Source organism: Pseudomonas sp. 2FE (assembly GCF_005503735.1).
Taxonomy (GTDB): Bacteria; Pseudomonadota; Gammaproteobacteria; order Pseudomonadales; family Pseudomonadaceae; genus Aquipseudomonas.
In genome coordinates, this window is record NZ_SCMO01000001.1 from 779,583 (window position 1) to 794,225 (window position 14,643).

Sequence of the window (14,643 nt, forward strand, 5' to 3'; positions counted from 1 at the left end):
AAGGAGTGAGGATGCACGAGGAAGACAATGCGCAATGGGGGCTGGTGCATGCCTTCGTTCTGGACGGTAAAGGCGGCGCGCGGCCGATTGCACGTAACCAATTGGATGAGCTTGAGCTCATGCCAGAGCAAAGCCTCTGGCTGCATTGGGATCGCAGCCATCCACAGACCCATGCCTGGTTGCGCAACTCCAGTGGGCTGAACGAGTTCAGTTGTGACCTGTTGCTGGAGGAGAACACCCGGCCGCGGCTAGTGCCGTTGCCGAATGACGAGCTCCTACTGTTCCTGCGCGGCGTCAATCTCAATCCGGGTGCCGAGCCGGAGGACATGGTTTCGGTGCGCATCTTTGCCACGCCTCAGCGGGTCATTTCACTGCGCTTGCGGCCGCTACGCGCGACCGAGGAATTGCTTGCCGAGCTGGACGAGGGAGAGGGCCCGAAGACCTCGTCCGAGCTGATGCTGTATTTGGCGCAGCACCTGACCGGCAAGGTCGATGGCCTGGTCGGCGAGCTCTCCGAGCAAGTCGATGCCCAGGAAGAGCGGATGGACGCCGATGAGCGTTATGCGCCGGAGCACGGCCAGATGCTGCACGTCCGCCGTCGTGCAGCGGGCTTGCGGCGCTTTCTGGCTCCGCAGCGCGATATCTACGCTCAGCTGACGCGCAACAAACTGCCCTGGTTTGCCGATGACGAGAGTGACTACTGGAACGAGTTGAACAACCGTTTGACGCGCTATCTGGAGGAACTGGAGTTGATTCGTGAGCGGGTCGGCCTGGTGCTCGAGTCCGAGCATCGGCGGATGAGTGAGCGGATGAACCGCATCATGTACCGCTTTGGGATTATCACCGGGGTCTTTCTGCCGATGACTTTCCTGACCGGCTTGCTGGGGGTCAATGTCGGCGGTATTCCGGGCTCGGAAAGCCCGTACGGCTTTCTGATCGCCTGCCTGATCTTGGCTGGCGTGGCCTTCACTCAGTGGTGGCTTTTTCGCCGCCTACGCTGGGTTTGATGTGACTTGTCGAGCTTTCGCCTCGTCTAGCCGACAGATCCCCTGAGGTGCGCATGCACGATCCATTCGAAGAATCCCTGCGTGACCTGCTCAAGTCTTCGTCGACCAACCATGACGATGATGCTTGCCTGGGGCGCGTACTGAAGACTGCCAACCGCCAAGTCGGTGCTGGCGATCTGTTCAGCCTGATGGGCCATTGGCTCGAAGCGCTGATGATCGCCCTGAGTAACGGTTCGGCCCATGTCGCGCCGGTATCTCGCCGTACTTCTTCCGCTCGCTCTCTTGATAAGGCTGATTGAAATGGAACTCGACCCCTGGACCCAAAGCCTGGTGAGTGCGATGACTGCCCTGTGGACTAAGGTCGCCGGCTTCATCCCTAACCTGTTTGTCGCGCTGATTTTGGTGCTGCTGGGTTTTGTCGTAGCCAAATTGCTCGACACCTTGCTCTCCAAATTGCTGGGTAAAGTCGGTCTGGACCGACTGATGGCCGGCACAGGTTTGACCAAACTGTTAAGCCGGGCGGGCATTCAAGTGCCGGTCTCAACCTTGATCGGCAAGATCGTCTATTGGTTCGTCTTGTTGATCTTCCTGGTTTCGGCGGCTGAGTCGCTGGGCTTGGAGCGGGTCTCGGCGACCCTCGATGTGCTCGCCTTGTACCTGCCAAAAGTCTTTGGCGCAGCTCTAGTGCTGCTCGCCGGCGTACTCTTGGCACAGTTGGTCAGTGGCCTGGTGCGCGGTGCCGCCGAAGGGGTGGGGCTGGACTATGCCAGCGGCCTGGGGCGTATCGCCCAAGGCTTGGTGATCATCATCAGTATCTCGGTAGCCATCGGTCAATTGGAAGTGAAGACCGACCTGCTGAACAACGTGATCGCCATCGTACTGATTTCCGTTGGCCTGGCTGCGGCCTTGGCCTTGGGCCTGGGCAGTCGCGACATCGCCGGGCAGATCCTTGCCGGTATTTATGTGCGTGAGTTGTACCAGGTTGGGCAACACGTTCAGGTGGGTGATGTCGAAGGGCAGATCGAGGAAATTGGCACGGTCAAGACTACGCTGCTGACAGACGAGGGCGAGCTGGTGTCGGTGGCCAATCGTATTCTTCTCGAACAACGGGTGAGCAGTCGCTAACGCGCCAATCCCTGCTAATGTATGCCGCCATCCCAATACGCCCGATGCTCTGGGCAGTGGCGGCTATTCACCTGACTGTCGGCCCGACTCGTTTTGAATAAAGCCCAATCGCTATCTTCGCGTTACGACCCCCGCGAGCTCTCGGACGAAGAGCTGGTGGCGCGCGCGCACGCCGAGTTGTTTCACATTACCCGTGCCTATGAAGAGCTGATGCGCCGCTATCAGCGCACTTTATTTAACGTCTGTGCCCGTTATTTGGGTAACGAGCGCGACGCAGATGATGTGTGTCAAGAAGTTATGCTCAAGGTTCTATATGGTTTGAAGAACTTCGAAGGCAAGTCAAAGTTCAAAACATGGCTATATAGCATCACTTATAACGAGTGCATCACGCAGTACCGTAAAGAGCGTAGAAAGCGCCGCTTAATGGATGCACTTAGTTTGGATCCATTAGAGGAGGCCTCGGAGGAGAAGGCCCCGGCCTTGCTTGAGCCAGGTGGGCTGGATCGTTGGCTGGTGCATGTGAACCCGATTGATCGTGAAATTTTAGTGTTGCGATTCGTTGCAGAGCTAGAGTTCCAAGAGATAGCCGACATCATGCACATGGGACTTAGTGCGACGAAAATGCGTTATAAGCGTGCTCTTGACCGCTTGCGTGAAAAATTTTCGGGCGTTACCGAAACTTAGTTGGGTGAAATACCTCCAACCAGTGCGGGTGAGTTCTGTTAGAATCGCCGGCTGAGTTGTCTTGCGTTTGTCAGACAACTTACTGACCACCAAGATAGGGATTTACGGATGAAATTCAAAAACACCTTAGGCGTTGTCATTGGCTCGCTGATCGCTTCTTCCTCTTTTCAAGCGCTGGCTCAAGGCCAAGGTGCGGTTGAAGTGGAAGGCTTCGCCAAGAAGGAAATGTTCGACAGTGCTCGTGACTTCAAAAACAACGGCAACCTGTTCGGCGGCTCGATTGGCTACTTCCTGACCGACGACGTTGAATTGCGTCTGGGCTACGACGAAGTGCACAACGCTCGTGGCGAAGACGGTCGCAACATCAAGGGCTCGAACACCGCCCTGGATGCTCTGTACCACTTCAACAACCCAGGCGACACGCTGCGTCCGTACGTCTCCGCAGGTTTCTCGGACCAGAGCATCGGTCAAACCGGCCGCAGCGGTCGTAACGGCTCCACCTTCGCCAACGTTGGCGGCGGTGCCAAGCTCTACTTCACCGAAAACTTCTATGCTCGTGCTGGCGTTGAAGCTCAGTACAACATCGACCAGGGCGACACCGAGTGGGCTCCAAGCGTCGGTATCGGCATGAACTTTGGTGGCGGCTCCAAGCCTGCTGCTGCTCCAGTTCCAGCTCCGGCTGAAGTGTGCGCCGACAGCGACAACGATGGCGTGTGCGACAACGTCGACAAGTGCCCGGATACCCCGGCCAACGTCACCGTTGACGCCGATGGCTGCCCGGCTGTTGCCGAGGTGGTCCGCGTTGAGCTGGACGTGAAATTCGATTTCGACAAGTCGAAAGTCAAAGAAGAAAGCTACGGCGACATCAAGAACCTGGCTGACTTCATGAACCAGTACCCAGCCACTGCCACCACTGTTGAAGGTCACACCGACTCCGTCGGTACTGACGCTTACAACCAGAAGTTGTCCGAGCGTCGTGCAAGCGCCGTGCGTGACGTGCTGGTTAACCAGTACGGTGTAGGCGGTGAGCGTGTTAACGCGGTTGGTTATGGCGAGTCCAAGCCGGTTGCGGATAACGCTACCGACGCTGGTCGCGCGGTTAACCGTCGCGTAGAAGCTGAAGTGGAAGCTCAAGCCAAGTAATGGGTTTAGCTCCAAAGAAAAACCCGGCTCCGGCCGGGTTTTTCTTTGCCTAAAATTTTCTGTGCCTGAAGAAAGCCAGCTCGAAGGCGGAGCAAGGCCTTACTCCACAGGGCTAACGGCTAGGCGCTGGCAGCCAGAGGCAAGGCTTGTGCGCTGGCGGCCACTTCGCCGATCACCAGAATCGCCGGGCTTTTCAGCTGGAAGGCCAGCGCGTCCTGTTGCATCTCGCCGAGGGAGCTGCGGCATTCGCGTTGCTGCGGCAAGGAGGCGTTTTCGATCATGGCGACCGGCATATTTGCCGACATACCGCTGGCCAGCAGGCTGTCACGGATCTCGCCGAGCTTGGCCACGCCCATGTAGACCACCAGAGTGCTGCCGCTTTGGGCCAGCGCCTGCCAGTTGAGGCTGCTGTCGTCCTGGGTGTGAGCGGTGACCAGCGTCACGCCACGGCTGACGCCGCGTAACGTCAGTGGGATGCCGCAGTTGGTCGCACCGGCCAGACCGGCGGTGATGCCATTGACCAGCTCAACCTCTACGCCACGGGCGCTTAGCCACTCGGCTTCTTCGCCGCCACGACCGAAGATGCACGGATCGCCACCTTTGAGGCGCACCACGCATTTACCCTGACGGGCGTAGCGCAGCATCAGTCGATGAATGAATTCCTGGGGTGTCGAGCGGCAGCCGCCGCGTTTACCCACTGGGACTATCCGCGCAGCTGGGCAGTGTTCAAGCACGGCGGGATTGACCAGATCGTCGATCATCACGATGTGCGCTTCATGCAGCGCCCGCACAGCTTTAAGTGTCAGCAGTTCCGGGTCACCAGGGCCTGCACCCACCAGCCAGACTTTTCCACTCATCGTCAGCACCTCACTGATTCACCGCCACTGGCAGGGCTTGTGCCGCCAGTAGCCGTTTGATTTCCGGGACGCAGGAGCCGCACTGAGTGCCGCAACCCAGGGTTTGTTTCAGCTCTTGCAAGTCCAGCCCGCGAGCGATGCCGGCGCAGACCGCGGCTTCGCTGACATTCATGCAGTTGCACAGGGTTTTGTTGCCGAGTGTGCTGGCGCCAGCGCTGCCGGGCGGCGTGCTGATCGGTGCCAGCAGCCAGCGGCGCAGGTCGGCGTCGGTTTCACCGCTCAGCCAGAGGCCCTTGAGCCAGTCGCGCGCGGCAGTTTCGCCGGCCAGGCGGATCGCCGTGATGCGGCCTTGCTCGATGCGTACGCGCTTGCCGACCGCCCGACGCGGATCGTCATAGGCGAGCACCGGGCCTTCATGCAGCCCGAGTAGGCGATCGATCTGGGCCAGCAGTTCGGGGGCGGGGGCCTCGGTGGCTGCCGCACGAATCAGCAGGGCTGGGCGCTCGCGGCCGGCCAGGCCGAGGCTGGCGTAGTCGAAGCTTTCACACAGCGGGCGCAAAGCCTCGAAGCGCGTTTGCACCTCGCCTTCGACCAGGGCGAACAGTTGCCAGGGCAACTCGACCTTTTGCACCTCGACGCCGGCGTGTTTCAGCTCCGGCTGTTTCGACAGCGGATCGAACGCCGGTAGGGTCAGCACGTTGCAGCCCAGCCCCTTGAGAAAGCGATCACCCCAGTGCATCGGTAAGAACGCCTGACCGGAGCGCACGCCTTCATCGCTCTGCACCGGCAGAATCAGGCTGCCACGGCGGCTTTTCAGTTTCACCAGATCGCCGGCTTGCAGGCGCCGGCGCCGCAGTTCGTCGGGGTGCAGGCTGAGCACGGCGGCCTCGACATGACCGAAGAGTTGCGCGGCCGTGCCGGTGCGGCTCATGCCGTGCCACTGGTCGCGCAGGCGGCCGGTGTTCAGGGTCAGGGGGAAGCGCGCATCACGTTTTTCTTTCGGCGCGCGATAGGGCTCGGCGATAAAGCTCGCTCGTCCGGACGCGCTGGGGAAAATCCCGTTGCCGTAGAGGCGTGGGGTGCCAGCGCTAGCACCGGCCGGAAAGGGCCATTGCTGTGGACCTTGGTCATCCAGAATCGCGTAGCTGAGGCCGGAAAGGTCCAGGTCGCGCTGGGCAGTCAGTGTCTTGTACTCATCGAACAGCGCTTGCGGGCTGTCGAAGGCAAACAGGCTGGGCAGGCCGGGGCGTAGCAGGTGTTCCAGGCGGCGGGCGAAATCCACGGTGATCGCCCAATCCGGCCGCGCCTCTGCGGGCGCTGGCACGGCGCGGCGGACATGGGAAACCCGCCGCTCGGAATTGGTCACCGTGCCTTCCTTCTCGCCCCAGCTGGCGGCGGGCAGCAGCAGGTCGGCGAAGCGGCAGGTTTCGGTGGTGAAAAAGGCTTCCTGCACCACCACGAAGGGGCAGGCGCTCAGCGCTTGGTGAATCTTGGTCTGATCCGGCAGCGATTGGGCCGGGTTGGTGCAGGCGATCCACAGGGCCTTGATCTTGCCGGCATGCACCGCATCGAAGAGTTCGATGGCGGTCAGGCCGGGGCTTTCCGGCAGGGCATCGACGCCCCAGGCGCTGGCCACTTCGGCGCGGTGTTCGGCATTCGCCGCCTCGCGGTGGCCGGGCAGCAGGTTGGCCAGGCTGCCGGTTTCGCGGCCGCCCATGGCGTTCGGCTGGCCGGTGAGCGAGAAGGGGCCGGCACCCGGGCGGCCGATCTGCCCGGTGGCCAGGTGCAGGTTGATCAGCGCGCTATTTTTCGCGCTGCCGGCGCTCGATTGGTTCAGCCCCATGCACCACAGCGAGAGAAAGCTCGGCGCCTGGCCGATGAGCTTGGCGCAGGCTTGCAGGTTCTCCTGGCTGATGCCGCACAGCTCGCTGACCATCTGCGGGCTGTAGTCGCGCACCAGGGTCTTCAGGGCCTCGAAGCCTTCGGTGTGCGCATCGATAAAGCGCCGGTCGAGCCAGCCTTCCCACATCAGGATATGCAGGAGGCCGTGGAACAGCGCGACGTCGGTGCCCGGCTGGATCGCCAGGTGCAGGTCGGCCAGCTCGCAGGTGTCGGTGTGTCGCGGGTCGACCACTATGACCTGCATGTCCGGGCGCTTGGCCTTGGCTTCTTCCAAGCGGCGAAAGAGCACGGGATGCGCGAAGGCCATATTGCTGCCGACGATCAGCACGCAATCGCTCTGCTCGAGGTCTTCGTAGTTGCAGGGTGGCGCATCGGCGCCGAGGCTGCGTTTGTAACCAACCACGGCCGAGGACATGCACAGCCGTGAGTTGCTATCGATGTTGTTGGTGCCGACCAAGGCGCGGGCGAGCTTGTTGAAGGCGTAGTAGTCCTCGGTCAGCAACTGACCGGAGACATAGAAGGCCACGCTGTCCGGGCCGTGTTCGCGGATGGTCTCGGCAAATACCTTGGCCGCGTGATCCAGCGCCGAATCCCAGTTAGTGCGCGAACGGGCCAGGGCTTTACCCAGGCGCAGTTCCGGGTGCTGCGCGCGGGCAGCCAGGTCGCCGGTCAGGTGCAGGGTCGCGCCTTTGCTGCAGAGTTTGCCGAGGTTGGCGGGGTGGGCTGGGTCGCCGCTTACCCCCAGCACACGCTCACCGTCGTGCTCGATCAGCACGCCGCAGCCGACGCCGCAGTAGCAGCAGGTGGATGCGGTGACTTGAGTTTCAGTATTTAGACGCATGGCGCTGCTTCCTTCAGCGCCAGAAACACACGACCGTTCTCGACCTTGGCCGCATGTTTGTGGGCGCAACCGATATCCGGGGCCAGGGCTTCGCCGTTTTCCAGATCGATCTGCCAGTTATGCAGCGGGCAGGCCACGCGCTTGCCGTAGATCAAGCCCTGGGATAGCGGGCCGCCCTTGTGCGGGCAGCGGTCGTCGAGGGCGAACACCTCATCGTCGGCGGCGCGGAAGATGGCGATATCGCCTTTCGGTCCGGCGACTATGCGCGAGCCGAGCACGTTGATCTCTTCCAGGGCGCAGATATCTAACCAATTCATAAATCGTTCTCCTGCATGTTTTTCCCTTCTCCCTCTGGGAGAAGGTGGCCGCAGGCCGGATGAGGGAAACTGCGGGCATTGTTTACTTAAGAGGGGTGAGTGTTTCCCTCACCCCTGACCCCTCTCCCGGAGGGAGAGGGGCAAATGCGTTAGATGGCTGCTACCGGAATGCGGTCGAACTCTTTCTTCAATTGCGGCTGCTCGATCCGCTCTTTCCACGGGTCTTGCTCGAAGGACAGCGAGAACTGCAGGCGCGCATTCAACGCCTGGCGATTTTCGGCGTCCTCGACCACGGCTTGCTTGATGTAGTCCATGCCGACCCGTTGCAGGTAATGCACGGTGCGTTCGAGGTAGAAGGCTTCCTCACGATACAGCTGGAGGAAGGCGCCGTTGTATTCGCGCACCTCATCGGCGGTTTTCACCTTGACGAAGAACTCCGCGACCTCGGTTTTGATCCCGCCGTTGCCGCCGATATACATCTCCCAGCCGGAGTCGACGCCGATCACGCCGACGTCCTTGATCCCGGCCTCGGCGCAGTTGCGCGGGCAGCCGGAGACCGCCAGCTTGACCTTGTGCGGCGACCACATGTTGAACAGATCGTGCTCCAGATCGATGCCCAACTGGGTCGAATTCTGTGTGCCGAAGCGGCAGAACTCGCTGCCGACGCAGGTCTTCACGGTGCGGATGGATTTGCCGTAGGCGTGGCCGGAGGGCATATCCAGTTCTTTCCAGACGGCCGGCAGGTCTTCCTTCTTGATCCCCAGCAGGTCGATGCGCTGGCCGCCGGTGACCTTGACCATGGGCACGTTGTACTTGTCCGCCACGTCGGCGATGCGCCGCAGCTCGGACGGGTTGGTCACGCCGCCCCACATCCGCGGGACCACCGAGTAGGTGCCGTCCTTCTGGATATTGGCGTGGGCGCGTTCGTTGATCAGGCGCGACTGCGGGTCGTCCTTGGCTTCGCCCGGCCAGGTCGAGAGCAGGTAGTAGTTCAGCGCCGGGCGGCAGGTGGCGCAGCCGTTCGGGGTGGTCCAGTGCAGCGCGCGCAGGGTGTCGGCGATGCTGATCAGGTGCTGCTCGCGGATCGCCGCGCGGATCTGCCCATGGTTGAGATCGCTGCAGCCGCAGATGGCCTTCTCGCTCTTGGGCTTCACATCGGCGGCGCCGCCGACGGTGCTGATCAGGATCTGCTCGACCAGGCCGGCGCAGGAGCCGCAGGAGCTGGCGGCCTTGGTGTGCTTCTTCACCTCGTCGACGCTGAACAGGCCGTTTTCCTGGATCGCCTTGACGATGGTGCCCTTGCACACGCCGTTGCAACCGCAGATCTCGGCGCTGTCTGGCATGCTCGCGGTCTTGTCCTGGCCCTGGTGGCCGACGTCGCCGATGGCGTTTTCGCCGAACATCAGGTGGTCGCGGATTTGCGCGACGTTGTGGTTCTCGCGCACTTGGCGGAAGTACCAGCCGCCGTCGGCGGTATCGCCATAGAGGCAGGCGCCGACCAGGATGTCGTCCTTGATCACCAGCTTCTTGTACACGCCGCCGATGGGGTCGGAGAGGGTGATCGTCTCGGTGCCTTCGCCGCCCATGAACTCGCCGGCGGAGAACAGGTCGATGCCGGTGACCTTCAGCTTGGTCGAGGTCACCGAACCTTGATAGCGGGCGAAGCCCAGCTGGGCCAGATGGTTGGCGCAGACCTTGGCTTGCTCGAACAGGGGCGCCACCAGGCCGTAGGCGATGCCGCGGTGGTTGGCGCATTCGCCGACCGAGTAGATGCGCGGATCAAAGGTCTGCATGGTGTCGTTGACCAGAATCCCGCGGTTGCAGGGGATACCGGACTTTTCCGCCAGCTCGCTGTTGGGCCGGATGCCGGCCGCCATCACCACCAGATCCGCCGGTATCACTTCGTCGTCGGCGAAGCGCACGGCGCAGACGCGGCCGTCTTCATTGCCGATCAGTTCCGCGGTGTGCTTGGGCAGCTTGAACTTCAGGCCGCGGGCTTCCAGGGCGGTTTGCAGCAGTTTGCCGGCGGTGGGGTCGAGCTGGCGTTCCATCAGCCAGTCGCCGAGATGCACCACGGTTACATCCATGCCGCGCAGTTTGAGGCCGTTGGCGGCCTCCAGGCCGAGCAGGCCGCCGCCGATCACCACCGCGTGGCTGTGGGTCTGCGCGGTGTCGATCATCGCCTGGGTGTCGGCGATGTCGCGGTAGCCGATCACGCCCTCGAGCTTGTTACCAGGGATCGGCAGCACGAAGGGGTTGGAGCCGGTGGCGATCAGCAGGCGGTCGTACTCGGCTTCGCTGCCGTCATCGGCGATCACCCGGCGCTTGATCCGGTCGATCTGCACCACCTTGCGGTTGAGCATCAACTGGATGCCGTTTTCGCTGTACCAGTTCAGGTCGTTGAGCACGATCTCTTCGAACTTCTGCTCCCCGGCCAGTACCGGGGAGAGCAGGATGCGGTTGTAGTTCGGGTGCGGTTCGGCACCGAAGACGGTGATGTCGTAGAGATCGGGGGCGAGCTTGAGCAGCTCCTCCAGGGTCCTTACCCCGGCCATGCCATTGCCGACCATTACCAGTTTGAGTTTTTTCATGGTTCCTCTCCGTCACGGATACCGAAAGTCGGAAAACAAAAAAGGCGTCCCGCCAGTTACCTAGCGAGGACGCCTTTGTCCTTGTCCCGATCTGCCGGGAAGTGCCGCTCTCCACGCTGAGGGCTGCACTCTTATGTATTGTTAGGTTAGCTAAAGCAGATGCCGTGCCAATTTTTCAAATGGCTGATTTTTATAAGGTTTTAGGCGATTTTCGAACGGCCTGAGGGATGAGTGGCGCCCCTCTTTGAGGCGGTTTGCGCTGTTCTGGTGCATTGCCTCGTCAGGCAGGGGCGACTGCCTGCTAGGGGCCGCTCAGGATTTAAAGCTGAGCACCAGCAGCGCCAGATTGAAGAGCAGGGACAGCAGGGCCACCGTGCGCCAGACCTTCAGCGGCTCGCGCTCTAGCAGCGGGCGCGGGCGCACCTTGAGCGTCTGGCGTTCGCCCTGTTCCAGCACCAGCAGCCACTCCTCGGCGGTTTCGAAGCGTTGGCCGGGGTCGCTGGCGACGGCCTTGAGCAGCAGTTCGTCGAGCCAGCCTGGCAGGTCGGGGCGGTAGCGGCTGGCCGGCGTCGGCGCACCGAAGCGTGGGTGCTGGAACGGCTCGATCTCGCCATAGGGGTAGTGCCCGGTCAGCAGATGATAGAGGGTGACGCCGGCGGCATAGAGGTCCTGACGGGCATCCGGAACGACGCCGGCGAAGGCTTCCGGGGCGATATAGCTGGGGGTGCCCGGCAGTTCGTGGGCGGTGTCCTGGGATAACCCCGGGCAATAGGCCAGGCCGAAGTCGAGCAGGCGCAGCTCGCCGTCGTCGCCCCACAGCAGATTCTCCGGCTTGATGTCACGGTGCAGGATATTGCGCCGGTGCAGCACGCCGAGTGCCTTGAGTAGGCGCGGGGCCAACTCCAGCCACGCCGACAGGCCCAGCGGGCCGCTCTGCTGGAGGTGCTCGGCGAGGGTTTCGCCGGCGTATTCGCGCATCACGTAGTAGAGGTGCTGGCGCTGCGGCTGCGGGTGGATTTCCGGAAAGTGGCGACTGGCCACGCGGCGCAGGAACCACTCTTCCTGCAGCAGTGCCGGGCCCGCGAGCGGTTCGTCGTGACGGCTGGGTGGCAGGGTTTTCAGCAGCCAGCGGCGGTCCTGGGAGTCGCGCACGCGATAGAGCAGCGACTGGCGGGTTTCGCCGAGCAGGCGCTCGACCTCCCAGCCTTCGAAGTGTTGCCCTTCGCGCAGCCGCGGCGGCAGCGGCCAGTGCTTGAGTTGGGCCAGGGTGTCCGCCAGGTCACCCTGCGCCAGCTGTTCCACCCGCACCAACAGGGCGCTGGCATTATCCTGGCTGCCGGCCAGGTGCGCGGCGCTGACCAGCGCCTGGCAGGCGGCGGTCGGCTCCTGTTCGTCGTGCAGGATGCGCAGGATGCCGGCATCGCCGAGCGTGGCCCAGACGCCATCGGTCAGCAGCAGGAAGCTCTCGCCCCGTTGCAGTTCGCCGTCGAGGTAGTCCACCACCAGATGCTGGTCGAGCCCCAGCGCGCGCTTGAGCACATGCTGCATGCCGGGTTGCTCCCAGACATGGTCCTCGCTGAGGCGCTCCAGTTGCCCGCCATGCCAGCGATAGGCGCGGCAGTCGCCGACATGGGCGAGGGTGAAGCGGCGACCGCGCATGACCAGGGCGCTGAGGGTGGTGAGCAGCGGCTGGCCGCCGCCATTGGCTTGCAGCCAGCGGTTGTGGGCAATCAGCAGGCGATCCAGCGAGTGCGCCACGGCCCAGGTTTCCGGGGTGGAGTAGTAGTCCAGTGCCAGAGCTTGCAGCGTGGTGCGCGCGGCAAGCCCGCCATCGGCGCACTGGCTGACGCCATCGGCGAGGGCGAACAGGTAACCCTTGCTCGTCGCGAGGGCGGGCGCCGGGGTGACCACGCGGATGGCATCCTGGTTTTCCGCCCGGGGGCCGGTGGCAGTGGCTTCGCCGAAGGTTAGTCGCAGGCTCATTGAGTGCTCTTCACTGGCGTAGGTTCAGACCCGGGCGGCGGTCATTGCTGCCGAGCCCCAGGTGGTTCTCCAGCGCAGCTTCACACCATACAGGCCGACCCAGGCGAGGATGCCGAGACTGGCGAACAGCCACAAGCCCAGTTGGTATTCGCCGGTCGATTGCTTGATGGCGCCAAGCCCGGCCGTCAGCAGGAATCCGCCGATGCCGCCGGCCATGCCGATCAGCCCGGTCATCACGCCGATCTCCTTGCGAAAGCGCTGCGGCACCAGCTGGAACACCGCGCCGTTGCCGGCACCGAGGCTGAGCATGGCGAGCACGAACAGAGCCAGGGCGGCCGTCGAGCTGGGCAGGTTGAAGCCGACGGCGGCGATGCACAGCGAGGCGAGGGTGTAGACCACCAGCAGCGAGCGGATGCCGCCTATGCGGTCGGCCAGGGCGCCGCCCAGTGGGCGCATCAGGCTGCCGGCGAACACGCAGGCGGCGGTGTAGTAGCCGGCCTTCACTGGGTCGAAGCCGTACTGGTCGTGGAAGTAGCCGGGCAGGGTACTGGCCAGGCCGAGGAAGCCGCCGAAGGTCACGCTGTAGAAGAACATGAACCACCAGCTGTCGCGGTCACCCAGGGCCTTTAAATAGTCGGCCATGGACTTGGGCGCCGGACGTTCCGGGGCGTTGCGGGCGACGCCGGCGAAGATGATCAGGGTCAGCAGCAGCGGAATCAGCGCCAGGCCGAACACATTGCTCCAGCCGAAACTGGCCGCCAGCACCGGGGCGAACAACGCCGCCAGCACCGTGCCGGAGTTGCCCGCGCCGGCGATGCCCATGGCCTTGCCCTGGTGCTGCGGCGGGTACCACTGCGAAGCCAGCGGCAGGGCGACGGCGAAGGAGGCGCCGGCGAAGCCGAGGAATAGGCCGAGCAGCAGCGCCTGTTCATAGCTGTGCACGCCATGCAGCCAGGCGACGGTCAGGGCGCCGATGACGATGACCTGACCGATCAGCCCGGCGCTCTTGGGCGAGGTGCGGTCGGCCAGCAGGCCCATCAGAAAACGTAGCACCGCACCGGCGAGGATGGGCGTGGCGACCATCATGGCGCGCTGCTGAGTGGTCAAACCGAGGTCGGTGGCGATCTGCACACCGAGCGGACCGAGGACGTACCAGATCATGAAGCTCAGGTCGAAATAGAGAAAGGCGGCGAACAGCGTCGGAGCGTGGCCAGCTTTCCAGAAACTTGTATTCATCAGACACCTCGTAACCGGCTGTGAAAGAACCCGGTCACGGGTTTGAGCCTGGTCGTGGACAAGCCGCCACCAGTGACCGGGAAACGCTGGCTTGTGACCGGCGCATGTGGCAAACGCCACGTCAGGAGCAATAAGGGTGCAAGGCGGGTGCCCGGATCGCGGCTCACCCACCCGCCCCGGTCGGTGGGGCGGAAACGACAAAGGCGTCGCCTCAACACTGCCGGAGCAGGAAGAGGCGACGCCTTTGTCGTGAGTAGGTAACCGCCTTTGGTTACCGGTGCTTACTTGAATGCAAGCGTTGGGCCAAGTTACTCGGTGCCGGTTTGGCGCGGGTTTGTCGGGGGTGCTGGGTTTTCTGTGGTGCATAACGGGGCGCGCTAGCGGCATAGCGCCTGCTTGTGGTGCGCAAGGTTCAGTCGAGCCAGTTGACCTGCGGGAAGCTGCTGCGCAGCGCCTCTGGCATCGGCACCACCTTCGACTGCTGGTAGTTGAAGAACACGAAGCCGGACTTGGCCATGGCCACCTGCGTGCCGTCGGCGGGGCGACTGATGCGGAAGATGATGTCGCCGCCATACTTGTTGAAGTCCATCACGCCGACTTCGAACAGCAGCTGGTCGCGCGCATGGGCCTCGGCTTTGTAGGTGGTGGCGAGGTCGGTGACTATGATGCCGGTGCCGTTGGCCTCGGTTTCGGCAATGCCGAACTCGAACAGAAAGCGCGCCCGCGCCTCGGAAATCATCGAGATCATCGAGTCGTTGGCCAGGTGGTTGGCGGCATTGATATCGGTCACTCGTACGGTCAGGTGGGTGGAGTAGCAGTACTGGTCTTCGGGAAAGTCGAGGGTCAGGCGGGCCATGGCAACTACCGGGTGCGAGGGACGAAGGTGCGATTTTACGCGCCTTTGCTTTGCGCTCTACAGACTATCCATGCCCTGAATACTGCCGCGCCCGCCCCTGA

Annotated in this window: 12 protein-coding genes; 5 read left to right on the forward strand and 7 right to left on the reverse strand. The window is 62.8% G+C overall.

Annotated features, from left to right (window positions below; translation table 11 throughout):
• Positions 1–11: 11 nt before the first annotated feature.
• From FFS12_RS03730 to FFS12_RS03750, 5 genes are all read left to right on the forward strand, one after another.
• Positions 12–1,007, forward strand: coding sequence for a zinc transporter ZntB (locus tag FFS12_RS03730; protein ID WP_137885580.1), 996 nt, complete (start codon positions 12–14; stop codon positions 1,005–1,007).
• A 47-nt stretch (positions 1,008–1,054) separates the two neighbouring features.
• Positions 1,055–1,306 (forward strand): CrfX protein, encoded by a 252-nt coding sequence (locus tag FFS12_RS03735; protein WP_171011802.1) that lies wholly within the window; start codon positions 1,055–1,057, stop codon positions 1,304–1,306.
• A gap of 1 nt (position 1,307) precedes the next feature.
• Positions 1,308–2,132, forward strand: coding sequence for a mechanosensitive ion channel domain-containing protein (locus FFS12_RS03740; RefSeq protein WP_137885582.1), 825 nt, complete (start codon positions 1,308–1,310; stop codon positions 2,130–2,132).
• 93 nt (positions 2,133–2,225) lie between these two features.
• Positions 2,226–2,816, forward strand: a complete 591-nt coding sequence (gene sigX / locus FFS12_RS03745; RefSeq protein ID WP_137885583.1) for an RNA polymerase sigma factor SigX — start codon at positions 2,226–2,228, stop codon at positions 2,814–2,816.
• A gap of 108 nt (positions 2,817–2,924) precedes the next feature.
• The gene (locus FFS12_RS03750; RefSeq protein ID WP_137885584.1) at positions 2,925–3,959 is read left to right on the forward strand and encodes an OmpA family protein; all 1,035 of its coding nucleotides are present in this window, start codon (positions 2,925–2,927) and stop codon (positions 3,957–3,959) included.
• Positions 3,960–4,078: 119 nt separating this feature from the next.
• On the opposite strand, the gene cobA is transcribed toward FFS12_RS03750, so the two are convergent.
• The 7 genes from cobA to FFS12_RS03785 form a co-directional block, all read right to left on the reverse strand.
• On the reverse strand, positions 4,079–4,816 hold the full coding sequence (cobA, locus tag FFS12_RS03755; RefSeq protein WP_137817149.1) for a uroporphyrinogen-III C-methyltransferase: 738 nt from the start codon (positions 4,814–4,816) through the stop codon (positions 4,079–4,081).
• 10 nt (positions 4,817–4,826) lie between these two features.
• The gene (locus tag FFS12_RS03760) at positions 4,827–7,559 is read right to left on the reverse strand and encodes a nitrate reductase (RefSeq protein WP_137885585.1); all 2,733 of its coding nucleotides are present in this window, start codon (positions 7,557–7,559) and stop codon (positions 4,827–4,829) included.
• Positions 7,550–7,876: a nitrite reductase small subunit NirD gene (gene nirD / locus FFS12_RS03765; protein WP_137817147.1), complete on the reverse strand. Its 327-nt coding sequence runs from the start codon at positions 7,874–7,876 to the stop codon at positions 7,550–7,552. The genes FFS12_RS03760 and nirD overlap by 10 nt, the downstream gene beginning before the upstream one ends.
• Before the next feature lie 149 nt (positions 7,877–8,025).
• Positions 8,026–10,467 carry a nitrite reductase large subunit NirB gene (nirB, locus tag FFS12_RS03770; protein ID WP_137885586.1) on the reverse strand — a complete coding sequence of 814 codons (2,442 nt, stop codon included), beginning with the start codon at positions 10,465–10,467 and terminating at the stop codon, positions 8,026–8,028.
• A gap of 312 nt (positions 10,468–10,779) precedes the next feature.
• Positions 10,780–12,450 (reverse strand): bifunctional protein-serine/threonine kinase/phosphatase, encoded by a 1,671-nt coding sequence (locus FFS12_RS03775; protein ID WP_137885587.1) that lies wholly within the window; start codon positions 12,448–12,450, stop codon positions 10,780–10,782.
• A 24-nt stretch (positions 12,451–12,474) separates the two neighbouring features.
• Positions 12,475–13,686, reverse strand: coding sequence for a nitrate/nitrite transporter (locus FFS12_RS03780; RefSeq protein ID WP_137885588.1), 1,212 nt, complete (start codon positions 13,684–13,686; stop codon positions 12,475–12,477).
• A gap of 412 nt (positions 13,687–14,098) precedes the next feature.
• On the reverse strand, positions 14,099–14,542 hold the full coding sequence (locus tag FFS12_RS03785; protein ID WP_137817143.1) for a thioesterase family protein: 444 nt from the start codon (positions 14,540–14,542) through the stop codon (positions 14,099–14,101).
• Between the last annotated feature and the right edge of the window lie 101 nt (positions 14,543–14,643).

What these genes read in the sequence shown, in the direction of transcription:
- FFS12_RS03730 (WP_137885580.1), top strand. Translation starts at nt 12, where the DNA reads ATGCACGAGGAAGACAATGCGCAATGGGGGCTGGTGCATGCCTTCGTT.
- nirD (WP_137817147.1), bottom strand. Translation starts at nt 7,876, where the DNA reads ATGAATTGGTTAGATATCTGCGCCCTGGAAGAGATCAACGTGCTCGGC.
- cobA (WP_137817149.1), bottom strand. Translation starts at nt 4,816, where the DNA reads ATGAGTGGAAAAGTCTGGCTGGTGGGTGCAGGCCCTGGTGACCCGGAA.
- FFS12_RS03780 (WP_137885588.1), bottom strand. Translation starts at nt 13,686, where the DNA reads ATGAATACAAGTTTCTGGAAAGCTGGCCACGCTCCGACGCTGTTCGCC.
- FFS12_RS03785 (WP_137817143.1), bottom strand. Translation starts at nt 14,542, where the DNA reads ATGGCCCGCCTGACCCTCGACTTTCCCGAAGACCAGTACTGCTACTCC.
- FFS12_RS03760 (WP_137885585.1), bottom strand. Translation starts at nt 7,559, where the DNA reads ATGCGTCTAAATACTGAAACTCAAGTCACCGCATCCACCTGCTGCTAC.
- FFS12_RS03750 (WP_137885584.1), top strand. Translation starts at nt 2,925, where the DNA reads ATGAAATTCAAAAACACCTTAGGCGTTGTCATTGGCTCGCTGATCGCT.
- nirB (WP_137885586.1), bottom strand. Translation starts at nt 10,467, where the DNA reads ATGAAAAAACTCAAACTGGTAATGGTCGGCAATGGCATGGCCGGGGTA.
- FFS12_RS03775 (WP_137885587.1), bottom strand. Translation starts at nt 12,450, where the DNA reads ATGAGCCTGCGACTAACCTTCGGCGAAGCCACTGCCACCGGCCCCCGG.
- FFS12_RS03740 (WP_137885582.1), top strand. Translation starts at nt 1,308, where the DNA reads ATGGAACTCGACCCCTGGACCCAAAGCCTGGTGAGTGCGATGACTGCC.